20 protein-coding genes and 1 pseudogene are annotated in these 14830 nt (G+C 44.8%); 9 read left to right on the top strand and 12 right to left on the bottom strand.

Going from position 1 to position 14830, the window contains the following annotated elements; translation table 11 throughout:
• Positions 1–15 precede the first annotated feature (15 nt).
• The 5 genes from ACHA99_RS15225 (at position 16) to ACHA99_RS15205 (ending at position 2882) form a co-directional block, all read left to right on the top strand.
• Positions 16–651, top strand: coding sequence for an XRE family transcriptional regulator (locus ACHA99_RS15225; protein WP_393943618.1), 636 nt, complete (start codon positions 16–18; stop codon positions 649–651).
• A 100-nt stretch (positions 652–751) separates the two neighbouring features.
• Positions 752–1021, top strand: coding sequence for a hypothetical protein (locus ACHA99_RS15220; RefSeq protein WP_393943616.1), 270 nt, complete (start codon positions 752–754; stop codon positions 1019–1021).
• 12 nt (positions 1022–1033) lie between these two features.
• Entirely contained in the window at positions 1034–1396 is a 363-nt protein-coding gene (locus tag ACHA99_RS15215; protein WP_393943614.1) for a hypothetical protein, read from the top strand.
• Entirely contained in the window at positions 1393–2004 is a 612-nt protein-coding gene (locus tag ACHA99_RS15210) for a DNA N-6-adenine-methyltransferase (RefSeq protein WP_393943612.1), read from the top strand. Before ACHA99_RS15215 ends, ACHA99_RS15210 begins: the two co-directional genes overlap by 4 nt.
• A gap of 11 nt (positions 2005–2015) precedes the next feature.
• A complete protein-coding gene (locus tag ACHA99_RS15205) occupies positions 2016–2882 on the top strand; it encodes a hypothetical protein (RefSeq protein WP_393943610.1) in 867 nt (288 codons plus the stop codon).
• Positions 2883–2936: 54 nt separating this feature from the next.
• Here the strand turns inward: ACHA99_RS15205 and ACHA99_RS15200 are convergent, their stop codons facing one another.
• The 3 genes from ACHA99_RS15200 to ACHA99_RS15190 are packed head-to-tail and all read right to left on the bottom strand — an operon-like array spanning position 2937 to position 3969.
• On the bottom strand, positions 2937–3221 hold the full coding sequence (locus tag ACHA99_RS15200; RefSeq protein WP_393943608.1) for a hypothetical protein: 285 nt from the start codon (positions 3219–3221) through the stop codon (positions 2937–2939).
• Positions 3222–3224: 3 nt separating this feature from the next.
• Positions 3225–3635: a hypothetical protein gene (locus ACHA99_RS15195; RefSeq protein WP_393943606.1), complete on the bottom strand. Its 411-nt coding sequence runs from the start codon at positions 3633–3635 to the stop codon at positions 3225–3227.
• 46 nt (positions 3636–3681) lie between these two features.
• Positions 3682–3969, bottom strand: coding sequence for a hypothetical protein (locus ACHA99_RS15190; protein ID WP_393943604.1), 288 nt, complete (start codon positions 3967–3969; stop codon positions 3682–3684).
• 189 nt (positions 3970–4158) lie between these two features.
• On the opposite strand from ACHA99_RS15190, the gene ACHA99_RS15185 reads away from it, so the two are divergent.
• From ACHA99_RS15185 to ACHA99_RS15170, 4 genes are all read left to right on the top strand, one after another.
• Complete coding sequence (locus ACHA99_RS15185; RefSeq protein ID WP_393943602.1) at positions 4159–4728, top strand: ParA family protein; 570 nt, start codon at positions 4159–4161, stop codon at positions 4726–4728.
• A complete protein-coding gene (locus ACHA99_RS15180; RefSeq protein WP_393943600.1) occupies positions 4725–5117 on the top strand; it encodes a hypothetical protein in 393 nt (130 codons plus the stop codon). Before ACHA99_RS15185 ends, ACHA99_RS15180 begins: the two co-directional genes overlap by 4 nt.
• A gap of 244 nt (positions 5118–5361) precedes the next feature.
• On the top strand, positions 5362–5589 hold the full coding sequence (locus tag ACHA99_RS15175) for a hypothetical protein (RefSeq protein WP_393943598.1): 228 nt from the start codon (positions 5362–5364) through the stop codon (positions 5587–5589).
• A 353-nt stretch (positions 5590–5942) separates the two neighbouring features.
• A complete protein-coding gene (locus tag ACHA99_RS15170; RefSeq protein WP_393943596.1) occupies positions 5943–6269 on the top strand; it encodes a helix-turn-helix transcriptional regulator in 327 nt (108 codons plus the stop codon).
• On the opposite strand, the gene ACHA99_RS15165 is transcribed toward ACHA99_RS15170, so the two are convergent.
• The 9 genes and pseudogenes from ACHA99_RS15165 to ACHA99_RS15125 form a co-directional block, all read right to left on the bottom strand.
• Positions 6266–6775, bottom strand: coding sequence for a recombinase family protein (locus ACHA99_RS15165; RefSeq protein WP_393943594.1), 510 nt, complete (start codon positions 6773–6775; stop codon positions 6266–6268). The genes ACHA99_RS15170 and ACHA99_RS15165 overlap by 4 nt on opposite strands.
• A 125-nt stretch (positions 6776–6900) precedes the next feature.
• Positions 6901–7116, bottom strand: coding sequence for a hypothetical protein (locus ACHA99_RS15160; protein ID WP_393943592.1), 216 nt, complete (start codon positions 7114–7116; stop codon positions 6901–6903).
• A 541-nt stretch (positions 7117–7657) separates the two neighbouring features.
• On the bottom strand, positions 7658–8515 hold the full coding sequence (gene repA / locus ACHA99_RS15155) for a plasmid replication initiator RepA (protein WP_393943590.1): 858 nt from the start codon (positions 8513–8515) through the stop codon (positions 7658–7660).
• Positions 8516–8848: 333 nt separating this feature from the next.
• Entirely contained in the window at positions 8849–9046 is a 198-nt protein-coding gene (locus tag ACHA99_RS15150; RefSeq protein ID WP_393943588.1) for a hypothetical protein, read from the bottom strand.
• An 80-nt stretch (positions 9047–9126) separates the two neighbouring features.
• Positions 9127–9774 carry a DUF4376 domain-containing protein gene (locus ACHA99_RS15145; protein WP_393943586.1) on the bottom strand — a complete coding sequence of 216 codons (648 nt, stop codon included), beginning with the start codon at positions 9772–9774 and terminating at the stop codon, positions 9127–9129.
• A gap of 2 nt (positions 9775–9776) precedes the next feature.
• Positions 9777–12677: a hypothetical protein gene (locus tag ACHA99_RS15140; RefSeq protein WP_393943584.1), complete on the bottom strand. Its 2901-nt coding sequence runs from the start codon at positions 12675–12677 to the stop codon at positions 9777–9779.
• 15 nt (positions 12678–12692) lie between these two features.
• A complete protein-coding gene (locus ACHA99_RS15135) occupies positions 12693–13394 on the bottom strand; it encodes a hypothetical protein (RefSeq protein WP_393943582.1) in 702 nt (233 codons plus the stop codon).
• Complete coding sequence (locus ACHA99_RS15130) at positions 13376–13732, bottom strand: hypothetical protein (protein WP_393943580.1); 357 nt, start codon at positions 13730–13732, stop codon at positions 13376–13378. Before ACHA99_RS15130 ends, ACHA99_RS15135 begins: the two co-directional genes overlap by 19 nt.
• A gap of 1 nt (position 13733) precedes the next feature.
• Positions 13734–14830: pseudogene (locus ACHA99_RS15125) on the bottom strand (hypothetical protein); the annotation flags it as partial.

Genomic DNA, 14830 nt, shown 5'->3' with positions numbered 1-14830 from the left:
CAGCGGATGGATGCAATGAAAGAAAACTACATGATATTAGTCGGGCAGCGGATAGCCTCAGCGCGTAAAGCGCGCGGCCTTACAATAAGAGAAGCCGCAGCACAGGCGCAGCCTCCAATAGACCCAAGCACATGGGGAAACTATGAAGTTGGGCTGCGAGGAACCAAGATCGATACTCTCATTAGAATGTCTAAGGCACTGCGAGTATCACTTTCTTATTTGGCCGGAATATCACCGAATATGAGTGATGTTGATGCCGCAGGGTTTGCAATGCTGACTGGTGGCGAAATGCCAGCAAAAGCAGAAGTAAACGATGTTGCGTTTAATATTGATAAGCTGGCAGAGCGAGGCTTAAAAGAAGAATATTTGCTTGCGCTAAATGTAAGAGACAACAGTATCAAAGAATTAATACCTGGGGATGCTGTGATAGTGAATATCGCAATAAAAGACCCAAAAACCCCTGGTATTTTTGCTATAAAAACGGCAACAGACCAAACTTTCTTTAGATACATAAGACCTGAGTTAAGCGGTGATTTTACGTTGTCGTGTGACGACAAAGACCAATACCCTGACATAACGGTCACTGCCGATGAACTAAAGAGATACCAAATCATTGGTAAAAAAATAGGGCATATCCACTGGGATAAATAAACCGAGCCGTTGTGCTAGGTTTTTTTTCGCCTGCAAATATCCCGTTTCGAGATATGTAACACAAAAATCAATATAAAAAACACAATTTGAGATTATGCGTATGAATAGCAGTAATGCAGTACAACAATTAGCAGACGGCAAAATCAGTGTTGATAAAGCGCATTTGGACATTCGCCGCGCGTTAGTACGCCGCACCAATCGCGTAGGCGGCAAGCTGTTAGCAATTAAGGCAATGACATTGCAGATAACCGAAATGGATCTAGCCGAACTCGACAACGCCGCGCTAATCCTCAACTTGAGCGAAGCAATCGGCATGATGGCCGAGGACGCGCGCGCAGAACTAGGCCAGTTAGTTAGCGAACACGAATAAGGCGCAATCGATATGGATATCACCCTAAACCACTGTGATTTTTTGGACTCCGCACAAGAGCAAATGCTAATCGACTACGCAAGCGGCTTAGATGCCAATGCAATAGCCGATCATCTTGGGTACTCAACCGTTGAGCTAAGAATGCTCGAACTCGATACACGGGCGGCATTAGGAGCCAAAACAACTCCACACATGATCAGCCGCGCATGGCAACTGGGGATCTTATCCACTAAATGCCTGTGCTTAGTGCTCGCGTGTCTCAGCGCCCAGCTATCAGATGAAGCATTAAGACTAAATCGCAACACCAGAATAAAAAGCCCAACCTCAATAGCCAGAGTAAAAACAGGTAACACAGGCAGGAATCAAAGCGTATGACCGATAAAAACAACGCCAATCTGATTAACCAAACCAGCGGCGATTTTGAATACTATACCCCCGAACCGTGGCCGAACTTAGCGCTCAGTCTTATGGGGCAAATAGATCTAGACCCAGCAAGCAATGAAATTGCCAATCAACGGATCAAGGCAACGCGTTACTACACCGAAGAACAGGACGGCCTAAGCCAATCTTGGACGGGTAAAGTGTGGATGAATCACCCCTTTCATCGCGGCGAATTAGCCTGCCCTGATAACACCGCCAAATGCAAAAAGAAAACCTGCAAAAATCGCGGGTATCACATCACTGAAAACATTGCTGGCAATGATGCCTGGATTAATAAGCTGATAACCGAGTATCAAAACGGCAATATCACCGAAGCAGTGATCATCTGCTTTTGTTCAAGCTCAGAGGGATGGTTTAGACCGCTGCTAAAATTCCCGCAGTTATTCCCCGATGGCAGAGTTAACTACACCCTAGCCGATGGTTCAAAAGCCGTAGGCGTGACCAAGGGCAGCGTTATCACTTACCTAGGGCCAAACCTAGACGGCTTTGCAAAATTATTCGGCCCTTACGGCACCATTAAAATTGAATACTCCGCAAAATAAGGACTCTCACCATGACGCACCAAGCCCCCATTTATGTTCCATCTGACGAATCGCTATTAAACTGTGAAGTGGATCGACTGCTAGCCGCATTTGTCACCCGCTTTAATGACCTCACTCAATCTTATGAAAACATCGAAACCGCGCTAAAACTCAGTGAGCAACTAGGCGAAAGCTGGAAACGCGCCCACACCGAAAAACAAAAAGAATTAACCGAATTAATTAAATTAAATGAATTAATTGAGTCTGAAAATAAACGATGCCGCGAATTAGCCCTAGAAGCCGAACGCATTGCTAACGCATCTGTGGCTGTACAGCGTGAACGCGACACCTTGAAAACACAGTTAAAAGTTGTACAACAGGAATTAACAAAACTTAAAGGCGGCGACAATCCCGCTAAGCTCCGTGAGCAAATCCACAATGTTAAAACCAAAAATGCGGCATTAGTTAAGAGTGAAGCACAAGCAAAGCGGGATGGCGCTTTGCTGCGTAAAGAGCGCGACCAAGCGCGCACAGAAACACAACGCGCAATTGATAAAATAAAAGCATTACATAAAGAACTGGCACATAACACCGGCGCGGGCATATTCCACAAGGGCCAAGATCACCTTATCATCTGGCCGCAAAACCTCACTATGGCCCGTGAAGATGGCAGCACATTTAGCGGGCGCGGGCTGCTTTACTTGCATAAATCAGGGCGTGGCGGTTTGATGACCTATGATCCAAGCACAGGAACGCACCTGTGCGCGGCCCCAAAGCAGGGTTTAAAGCCCAGTAATGACACAATAGACTTTGCACATAACTGGCTTTATAAAGTGAATGAGATTCAAACTGGCATTGTTCACGATGACGATCTAAAGTCCATCGACTACAACGCCTAAGACTGCTAATAAAAAAGCCCTCGATATGAGGGCTTTTTGTTTAACAGTGTTATTTTATCCAGCTGGGCGCTCAATTATTTTAATTTCACAGCCTAGAGCATCCGCAAATAGCAGCGCTTCATCTTCAGTCAGTATTGCCTTAAGTGATGTTGAACGATCATTACTGCATAATGACCATGTAACCCCATAATCATCAGGATTTTTAACCTTAGAAATATGCACATCATCAACAGGCCAACATATAAAAAGCCCATGATGACTGCTTAAATGCAATTCTGCATTGCAAACAAAATACATCATCCCAAATGAAGTCGTTCCTTCAATATTTTTAATGCTCATATATCACCCCATAAACCCAAAGACTTTAATCACATCCTGGTGCGCGCGGCCAGTCATAACCAAAAAGCGCCGCCAGATATCATAGGGCACCTTTTTAGCCCCTGATTTAAACTCTCTTATGCGCCGGTCACTCGATACACCAAGCAGAGCCGCGAGCTTGCCATCAGATCCATACTCAGGAAATGCCGTTTGAAAGTGCCTAAAGTATGCCGCCACCAAATCAGGATCAGGCGCAACCCATCCCGCATCCTTATCAAGCAAGTGATCACGCGAATATTCAGCCTCGTTAATTTCGGTGATACCAGGTAACACCGGCGCGGCCAAATTGGCGCGCAGCTGCTCGATGGCCGCTTGCGTTGATTTTTCAAAAATCACTTTTTGTTGTTCGCGTATGCTTGGGATCTCAATCTTCATATTGTGCCCTTAATCGTTAAAAGATTAGGGGCTTGCGCCCCTTCTCTTACATCGGTGACAGCTCGATATTTCGAACGTCTGAAACCCGAATGTTAACCAAGCTCAATGTCCCTGTGGCTATTGGCTCCCATCGCCTTAGTGAATGTAGCGCCTCGAATACATAAAACAAGTATCGAGGCAAAAACACATCAGTTCGAGTGACCTTTACGCCTATATGTTCTGGATTGTATTCCATCACAGGCTTGCCGCAGGTTTTTAAAGAGCCTCGACGTACTAGCCAGAAATCAGCATCAGGGTAGTTCGTCTTAATGGTCGCAACATCGTTAAGTTTCATTCGTTTCTCCAGCGGCATCAACTAGCCCCCTCGAAACGAGTGGCTTTCTGTGTGCCCCCGTCGAAATCAATACTAGGCGCATTGCGCCTAATTGTCTAGCTTTATTTAAATTAATCTAATTAATCGAATTAACTTGATTAACTTGATTAATCTGATTATATTGATTGCAGGCAACTATGAGGTGACAACATGAAAGTAATTAGCGTATGGAATGAAAAGGGTGGTGTAGGTAAGAGCACTATCAGCTTTAACCTAGCCGGTGCCGCTGCCGCAAAGGGTTATAAGGTATTACTTATCGATGACGACCCGCAGGGATCTTGCGCTTGGTTAGGTAGCGATGGCTTTGCCCCGTTTGAGGTAGCGAAGCATTGGCCGCAAGAAAAGCCCAATGTGGATATCGTGATCGTAGATATGACACCCAGCACCACAGATACCCCTAACGGCGTGGTGGTGATGCCGTATCAGCCAACCCGCCTATCCTATGGCGTAGTGCCTAAACACCTGCCAAAACTCAAGCAGCTAGGCTTAAAAGTGGTACAAGTGATCTCAATGGCCGATATGCGCAAAACTGAGCACAGGGATTTTGTCAAAGCCAAAATGGCAGAAGATAACACTATTAAGCTAATACCTAACCGCGCCATCTATGAGCGCACCACGGGCCTTGGCCGCACCGTATTTGATCCAGAACTAAAAGGCTTGTACGGACTACGGGAAGCGCAAAAAGACATGAACAAAATATTAGAGGAGGTTTTGAAATGAGCAACGCGCCAGGATGGTTAACCAAGGCAGACAATAACAGCATGGGCAATGAAGTAGGCCAAGCCGCCGTTATCGATGGCAAAACCCCTCGCGGTAAGCCAGGGCCTAAAAAGTCACTGGTAAAGCGTAAAGTGGTCGGGCTGAACTTTAGCGAATATCAAAACCGCAAACTGACTGAGTTAGAAATGACCCTAAAGCTAGCCGGCTTTGAGTTACCGCGCGGGCGTAGCGAAGCCGCAGAACTGGCGATTGCGATAACCAAAGCCATTCTAGATGGTTATGGGCCTGACGGCGGCACAGGATGGGATGGAGGAAAAAGCTGGGCGCTCGGTTTTTTAAAGTCAATGGAGGGAATAGAAGATAAACAAGCCGAAGATGATTTGAATTAACTTGATTAATTAAATTAATTGGATTAATTTAATTGAAGACATAAATAAGCCGGTGGGACTCTCACATCAACACCGGCCAAACATAATGAGGTGACACTATGTTTCAACTAAACTATACCGCACTTAACAAAATGAGTCTAACAGACTTAATCAACGCGCCCAGCTGGGCCTTATTCTCGTTCCTTGCAACTAAGCCAGCCGCAATGCGTAACGCCATCATTAACCACTGGCTAAGGGGCGCACAATGATCGGCACCTTTGCCAATGCTCACTATGATAATGAGCAAATCGACAACGCTAGCACCATTGCCAAAGAAACCATAAAACACATGCTAACGAGCCCCGATGAATACTTAGTATCAACAGGCGGCACCGATACAATTTGGTTAGGTACACTCGAAATAGACGGGAAGCAAGCGCAAGTACAGCTAGTGATAACTAGCGACCTTGATCGATTTATCGATGAAGATTAACTAAGCAGGGCCGCACTATAGCGGCCCTTTCTTTATTTATCACGCGGCCATAAGCGCGTGCTTTACCTCCGTTAAAATGTCTACCACTGCTATGTGAGTAGCTACAACATCTAAACTACAGTCGTCCCCCGACAACAAAGCATTGTCTGCGCAACGCAATAAACTCATTGCAACATCCATTTTACTAAACACATCAATACTATTCTGGGGCATCATAAATCCTTTTTTTAGAGTGCACGCTCTAGGGCGTGGCCGCAATATCTATGCAAACCGCTATGCTGTAAATACGCATAACCCAAAATTGTCCTAAACTGGTTTTGATTAAGTCAAAATTGTCCTATTGAGCGTGATACATGACACACCCAACTATTAAAGCGCTGACGAAAAGGAGGATCGCAGCCGAGATAACCCAGGAACAAGCCGCCATCATGGCAGGCGTATCAGTAAAGACTTATCAGCGGATCGAGTCTGGAACAAGCGATATCAAGCTGCGCAACTATACCGCGCTGCTAAAAGGGTTAAATACCACTGATCTTGATATTTGCTTGGATAGCTTAGGGATAAGTACAGCTACACCGTGGGACGTAGCCGCAGCGGCAAGGGTATTGCCGCCAGAAGCGCGCACGGCCCTAGTAACCTTAATAATGATGCTACACCGACACCATGATAGTGACGGTTAGTTTTTTAGTGAACGATATAATGTCGCCCGAGAAACCCCGATTATTTTAGCGGCATCTGTCACAGATACCCGTTCAGAGATAAGCCGTTTAGCTTCTGCTAGCATTTCATCTGTGATCATTGGTTTGCGGCCAGTTGGCCGAGGGCGAGATTTAATATTGCGCTCAAACTCGGCCATCGCTGAAAACAGATTTAACAGTAGTGGCGCTGCCGAACTGTCGGTATCGATAGCCTCTTGCAAGCTGACGAACTCAACACCTAGACGATACAAGCGGGATATTTGTAGATTAAGATCATAAACACTCAAGGCGAATTTATCTAAGCGCCACACTATCAATACATCACCGCGCGAAAGTTTACTCAGTAACAATCTAAAAGCAGGGCGAGAACCGCTTATGTGATCGATAGTATCAGTAAAAATATCCGCACAACCCGCCGCTTTAAGCGCTTCAAGTTGCAGTTTGAGATCATGATCATCAACACATTTAAGCGCATAACCAAACCGCATATCCTGCCCGTGACCCGTCACAATATTAAAATATTAAACAGATATTAAGGCAGGCAAGCCGATTAACATAACCAAAAATAGCTTAAGCTGTTGATTTGTCTCAAAACTCAATCAGTTTTGAGACGCTACTTGCCGCACTCTTGGCATGTCCAGCCGCCAATCTTGGCATTTAAGATCATCCAAATAATCAACAATACCAACCAAATCCCCGCAGTGACTACGGTTAAAACAATATGCACCAGGAACATAATTAAACCCGTTTTATTCGTAGTTCGATTATGTACTGTCTTTTTTTGGCAATGCTTACACGCTTTAATCGTTTGTTCTAACGCCTTGGCCATCTTATAAGCTCCGTTCTAAATATCATCGCATTATTAGCGATTTGGCACAGTGGTTGCAAATTCTCCCTGCTAGACCGCGAGCTTGCGAGCTAGCGCCGCAGGCAAGCGGGCTATAAGCCACACAGAGGCTAAACGGTCGTAGACAAACCCAACGTATAGCGCGGCTTGTGATCTCGCCCCTAGCGAAGCTAGGAAATGGCGAGGCATCATTTCTTTCGACTCCAACGGCGGCCAGCGCTTTTTGCTGGCCTGCTAGTTGAGGCATTTATCCCATGCTTGCATGGGCGTAATAAGAAAGCATCTGTATTAAATTAAAGAGCAGTTTAATTTTGCACATTAAACAAGGCGTTGGCACATTGTTAAAAACAGCCTTGCGCTTTGTTGTGGGTAAGATTGGTTATCTGGTTATACGCCGGCGAACTGGCGCTGATCGAGTAAGAATGAACGGGCCGGACACGGCCAAGACGGGGCTAAAACAGCAATTAGGCAACGCAAAACGCCGAGGCATAGCTCGGCATAGTGACAGGAGGATAAGACGGGATCAGTGAGGTGGTGCGCTTACACCGCTAAATTTACGTAGCATAGCGATTTCACGGTTAACGAGATCTTTAAACTGGTCTTTATCTAAAAAGCGGATTTCATCACCAAGGGCATCGAGCACCCGATTTTGCGCAATGCGGCGCTGTGCGGCTAGGTCGCCCTCTTGCAGCTGACGAATAACCTTTTTGCGGGCATGATCCTTGGCGCGGCGCTCAAACGCCTTATGGCGGTAGACTGTGCGCGCGTGTTCCTTCAACTGAGTAATCGACATATTGCCGATTTGCTCGGGCGTTAGGCCCATGTCGCCCCTCTTAGTGATCCACGCCATACGCTGCCGGTGAATTTTCATTACCCGATCAGTGGTGATACCCGCTGCGTTAAAAAATAGCTCTGTGACCTCGAACACTTTATCAATCCAAGCACCGGCGGCCTTATCCCACACTTGCCACTGTTCATCAGCAATAATCCAACCCAACTCGATCATATCCCTAAACGCGCGGCTGGCGCGGCTAATAGACACCTGGGCGGCATAAGCTGGATTCGCGGCGGCTTTGTCTAGTTCAGCTTTAGATACCGTTGTGAGCCTTGCTGCATCGCTAGCATTGCGGATCGATATCCTGACTTGGAAGGTTGCCATATTCACATGCTCAGCAAATACCGCATGTAAAGCGTTGATCGCGCGAGCGCGGTCGGTATAAAAGCGTTTTTGGCGGGTACTATTTTGGCGGCGGCATAATACCGCAACATCGGATTGGGTAACATCGCGGGCCTGTGATGCGCTAACAAGATCGGCAATAAATGCCAGCCTTTTAGTATGATTTTCAGGAACTTGATATTCAGGGAAACGGTTTTTGCACACTGTGGAGTGCGTTCCGCGCCTACGCAGGCACTTTGATTTTTGCAATATATCCATGTTTATTATTCTCTGGCGGCTTGCGTAAGCCCAGAAAAACTAATAAACTGATTTTGCCAGTCGAGTTTGTTGGTTTTTTTCTGGAACTTACAATATCGATTTTGAAAAGCCCCGAGCCTGAACACTCGGGGCTTTTCTCCATCTAGCGTTTAACTTTTCATCAAACCCCACCTAAAAAACACAGCAGGGCGAGAAACGAGATCAATTTATCACAGATTGAGATAATAGATCACGAAAAAAATATCTTATTTGGATCTGAGTCATTCGCAGTCTCGGATCTCAACCACTCATACTGTCACTCGGGGCCGTGGATCTCAAGTGATTTATAGCGGCCAACGCATTAGCCACCATCAAACTAAAACCTAAACCCCCGATATCAGGATCAGCAGCCATTAGCTGCAACGTGTGCATATACTCCCCCAAATTCTCTAGCGTTTGCGCCTGATCCCCTAGGACAATAATACTATTTGACTGCATCCACCCTCCAAAACAACTGTATATTTAAACAGTATTAAACCTGTGGATCTGATAAAAATCAATGACAAATAAAACTAAGATTATGTTTTAGTCCATAGTTTGCCCTGCTCAATAATTGCCGCCGCATGGGCGGCACGCAGCTGCTCTAGGTTTACCGCAATTTGGCTATTATCAGCGAGTCGCCAAATTGTTTGCGTGATACCGGCATCCTCTGACGCATGAATAGCCGCCAACATTCGGCGCTGGCTATCTTCATCGCCATCAAACACTAAACCGTCAACCTCGACCGTTATCGAGCGCACCGCATTAAAGCGCAGCACACGGAATAGATACTCATCGATACTAATGCCATCAATAAGCAGCACTTCGCGATACTGCGCCACCGGCAGCAACTCGGCCCGCAAAGGCGCAGGCTCAGCGAACGGCTCAAACACTATCGGATCAATATCTGCATCGAGGGCTATCTCGGGCAATACCTCAGCATCCGCTTTACGCTCAATCCATGCTTGATACTGATCGAACCAATCCCATTGAAGCGTGACAGCGTACAGCTCGATAAACTTATCGATCACATAGTGCATTGCCGGATGATCGGCATGTAAGCGAGTGACTAAAAGCACATCGGCCAGAGTTTTTGACTCTGGCCGATGGCGAATTATTGGCTGTTTGTGCTCATCGAGCACCGGAGAACCCGAATCATCGAGTTCGTAAAAAATCGTTAAAATCATGGTTACACCTTGTTCTTTATCCAGCCGATAGGCTCTTTTAACTTGGCCGTTCCAACTAAAACGGTATTGCCGTTTAAGTCAGTCTTAGTTGATTGGTTATCGATAATAGTCATCTTGCCATCATCACCCCAGTTCGTTCCATTATGCATAAGCTCAGTATAAGCATACTGGATAAATGCTTGTTGGTTTAGATTGACGTTATAGTTTAATGCTTTTATAGCAGGGCTACTATTATTTGGCGTACCTAAAGATAGGGCAAAATGTTCTGGAAGATATGTTCCATCAAGCTTACCTAAATTTGTAAGAAATTTTGAAGTAATAGCAAAATTTCCACCGAATCGATTTGGGGGTAAGTACAGGGAATTTACTGGTATTTTACCTATTAAGCTTTCAAATAATAGCGCTCCATTCTCCATTCGATAATTTGAATTTGCGCTAACCTCACCAATACCTAAATTGCCCCCATAGACCACGCTATTAACAGCAACCTCTGTTTGTTTTGAAAAGGCTTGATATTGACAAATACGTACCTCATTAGTTGAATAAGTAGTTGTAATAGTATTACTAACATTTGGTTGAGGAAGAATAGAAGTTAACCAAGTTGTACCATTATTAGTTGTATAAACAAGTGTACCACTTGAAATCATTTTTCTAGTTCCGGACTTATTTACCCCACCAAGTTCTGCTACACCGCCCCAACTACCTTGCCAACCATTAGCTAATTGTGGAGTTGCAAGGATATTAGCAGGATTACCAATTACATCAGTTTGCAGGAATGAACCGCCAACGGAAGATAATAACCGTGCAGAAGCAACAATGTGATTACCTGAAACAAGGTCAATTGCCGGAGTAAAAATCATTTTATTATTTAAGTACCAATTATCATTAGTAACTGTATGCTTAGTAATAACTCCAGCTTTAACTATATAAATAGTTTCTCCTTTTACTGGTTTACTTATCCTCGTAACATTATCAGGGAAAGTAACAGTATTTGAGCCAACTAAGTTAGAAACTACAGGAATAACAAGGCTATACAAACTTCTTTCATAACCACGATAAGTACCGTTTTTAACCTTTTGGTCAGCTTCTGCAAAATCAACTAAATCAACCCCATTTGCAGAGTAGCGCATATCTCGACACACGCCCCCTTGGCCATCGGCATAGATAGCGTCATAGACACGCCCATCGGGTCTAGCCGGATAATTAGAACCTATAGAGCCATTAAATGGCTTAGAGAATTGCGCTGAAATAACTTTTAACTTACGAGCATCAGCATTAGCTCCTGTATCAAAATCAAAACAATCTGATATGGAATTAAATATTCTAGTACTTTGATGCCAAAATAATGGTGCAGTTCCTGTTGAATCCCAAATCCTTGAAGTACCACTAGGATTAAAACTATGGTGGTAAGCCCCTTGGTTTAAGCGGTTAACTGTACCACAGATTAATAAGTAGCATTCTGAAAATAAACCAGCACCCTCAGATACAGTACCACCAACTGAAAATAGACCAACACTTGGGTTTTTAGCGTAGGCACCTGAGCCTCCGTGACCTGCAAAGTAAGATTGGTTAGGGCTAATATAAGGCGCATCCCTAAAACCCTGTGGTGATAATCGGGTGTTATTACTTGATGTAAATTGCAAAATGTTAGGTGAAGTGGATTCAATATCATACCAATCACCATTCCCAGTCCCAGCAAAGGACCTTTGGCGCAAACGCCATTGAACCAATCGACCATCTGCAAGGTAATATAAGTTGTTCTTAGAATTAGCTAATACTTTCTTTTTATTAGCATCACTCAAAGCAAAGTAGTTTAACCCTTTACCTTTTGAACCAGTATCACCATCGAACACTGCATAATAAGTTACTGGTCGAGCACTGGCCGAAGTAGCAATGCCATCCATAGTTGTAGCTTGGGATTGAATCAAGCCATTTGGATAAACATAAGGGTTAGTAGTATTAACTTCTTCTAAAAACGCTTCAAAACCCCACATGTCAACACGGTCAGTAACTACTTCAACGTTAGTTGGGTCTGCTGCCTGAGCGTTAAATGCTGCGGTAACTGTTGTATGTTTAGTAACAACACCAGTAGATTTGTTATATGTTTCTTTACCATCAGGAGCTTGTGGGAATTTAACAATAGAAGGGGTACTGGTTGAGGATAAATTTAATTTTTCAATATGTGTGATAACCCCAGCTATATTAACAACTGGGTATTCTTTTGTTGATTTACCAGATGCATTTGTTGCAGAAATATACCTACCCAATAATAGTAAATTAGCATTCCCAACTTCAGCTATAGAAGTCATACCTTCATTAATTGGTACTAAAGTAGATAATCCTGTTGGTAATTGTTTACCAAAATGCACAAAACCACTTGCTGCAAACTGCTCATTGTTTTGAGCCCGTATTGCATCAAACTGCGCTTGTGACATGGCACCAATTGCGCTGATATTGCCAAGGCTCGCATTAACCACATTGATGACATATTGCCAAGGCGTAACTGCGATCACTTCCTCGTTGCCGGTCGCGGGATCAAGCCCGATCGGCACATTTATTGTCGGAGTTGTGCCTTTTAAAATATCCTCTTGGGCCGCTAATAACGCCTTGGTGATATTGGTTAGCTTGCGTGCGTCACTGGTTAACTGTAACAAGTCATGCGTGGTACGAAACACAAACGCATTAACATTGCTGGCACCTGTATACGGCCAAGGGGCCGCTAAAGTAACGGTGCTTTTGCCGGCACTGTCTGGACGAGTACCTGATGCACATTGCCAAATCTGACCATTAAGCATCACAACATCGCCGGCGCGAACGCTGGCGAAATCTTTGTTGTCGGTAAATGAAATAACCGCAGCCCCAGCCGAAACCGTGGCCTTTGCTGATTGCAACCATTGAGACATAGACGTTCCTAAAATTTACTGAGGATAATTTCCGAGATTGGGGAATTGTTCAAAATAACCGGCATCGATCACCGGATAATAAACAATGTTACTTAGCTCAAAGTCATACGCCGCAGCACGGGAATAACTTCTTGTTATACCAATGCCATATCCATTACCAACATTATGTGCAGATGGATAATATCGATAATAACCAGCATTATAAGTTTGTATTTTAATCGACCATACAACGGCGGCGGGTTTATAACCGACTGATATCGAAGATTGAACAAAAGGTTTATTTAAATCAGTGTAGAACATTTCTTTATAAGCAATTGCTGGACGTCTATTGTGAAATATTATCTGTCCACTTTGATCAAATACTGCAATGCCATATTTAGGTTTTATAATATCTTTCGCATGAACAAATACATATACCCTAGCTGTAAATGTTTCATTTTCACCTGAAATGGCAAGGTGCCAACCTTCTCCAAATTTTGTTGGTAAAATATAAGCGCCATTTGTACCAACAACATTGCTATTAACTGATAGCGTCCTAACAGCAATAGTTACATTTGCATCCATTGGTAAATTAAACAGGCGCTGATAAACATATCCAAAAACACTTGCATCACCTTTTGTATACGACACATCGACATACCCCCAATATAATAATGGATATGTTTTATTTGATATGTACTGATTTCCTCGCTGTGATCTTAGTTCGATGCCATACATGGCACCCCCTTAGCATTGAAAAATGATACTTGGATAGTCGTAGCACCGTAGCTAGTTAAACTAGCCACGGTTAATGAAACTGTTTTCCCTGTAATTGTTATTGCAGATATTTTCCCCTTTGCGTTTGTCGCCCCTCCCATAGATAACGTAACGTCAGTTAATCTCGATGACGGGCCATAAAACGGAATAACATCACTATTTGACGCCTCACTTGGCAAAGTAAAAGTTATGGTTCCCACTTTTAAATCTGTGACCCTAACTGTGTAAAAAATACTAAATGGCTCGGCGGTATTGATAATCTCAATACCGCCTAGATAGGCTGCTAAACCAAATGCCACGTTATAACCTCCCAATTCTTACGGCCAACATGCCGGTATCATCGTAAACCTGTAGCCGGTCGTTAATGATCTCCATGCGCGCATTAGTTCCCGCTGATTTAATTAACACTCCGCCGTTAACATCAACGGAAAAAGTGCCATTTGCGCCGCCGATCTCAATTTGCCCGCCTCGAATAAACGGCGCACTAATTTCAGTGCCGGCTATCAAACGACTGCCTGAAATAGTGCCTAACGCTATCATATCGCCGTGAAGCAATAACGCCGCCGCCGCCCACGTTGCCGTGCTGCCATTGCCGGCATTGGTGCAGCGTTTCGTGGTATACGTTGACCCGTTGGTGTTGTAGAACGTCAACACATCATCGATAACCGGATAGCGACCAAAGGCGGTATAAAACAGGCCATTAGCAGCACCATCGCCAGGCCAAATGCCGTTGGAGTTAATCAGGCGATAAAACCCAGCACCGGAAAAACCATTAGCACCAGGTAAACCTTGTTCGCCTTGGTCACCTTTGAACTGCGACCACACGTAATCCGTCTTAACTGAGGATTCCGCCTGCACTGTCTTATTTACCGCAATACCAATGTATTTGGTGTTCACCGTGGGCGCGTCATAAAGCCCCGTGCCATCGGCGTTATTGCTGTATTTAATCCAAGTGTACGTGGTCACACCATCGGCACCTTTCGCACCTGGTACGCCCTGATTACCTTGCTCACCTTTAACCAGTGACCAAGTGTAATCGCCGGCCGTGTTCGACTCCGTGGCCGTGGTTTTGTTGTACGCAAAACCTATGTATGCCTTGCCCGTGGGATCGTTACTTAAGCCCGTACCGGTCGCGCTGTCGGCGTACTTAATCCAAGTGTACGTGGTTACGCCGTTGGCACCGGTAGCACCAGGCACACCTTGCGGGCCTTGGTCGCCTTTGAACTGCGACCACACGTAATCCGTCTTAACTGAGGATTCCGCCTGCACTGTCTTATTTACCGCAATACCAATGTATTTGGTGTTCACCGTGGGCGCGTCATAAAGCCCCGTGCCATCGGCGTTATCGCTGTATTTAATCCAAGTGTACGTGGTCACACCATCGGCACCTTTCGCAC

This window comes from Shewanella sp. S23-S33, from assembly GCF_043359565.1.
Taxonomy (GTDB): Bacteria; Pseudomonadota; Gammaproteobacteria; order Enterobacterales; family Shewanellaceae; genus Shewanella; species Shewanella oncorhynchi.
The sequence above is the reverse complement of the archived record's forward strand: the minus strand, read 5'-3'. Positions and strand labels throughout refer to the sequence as shown.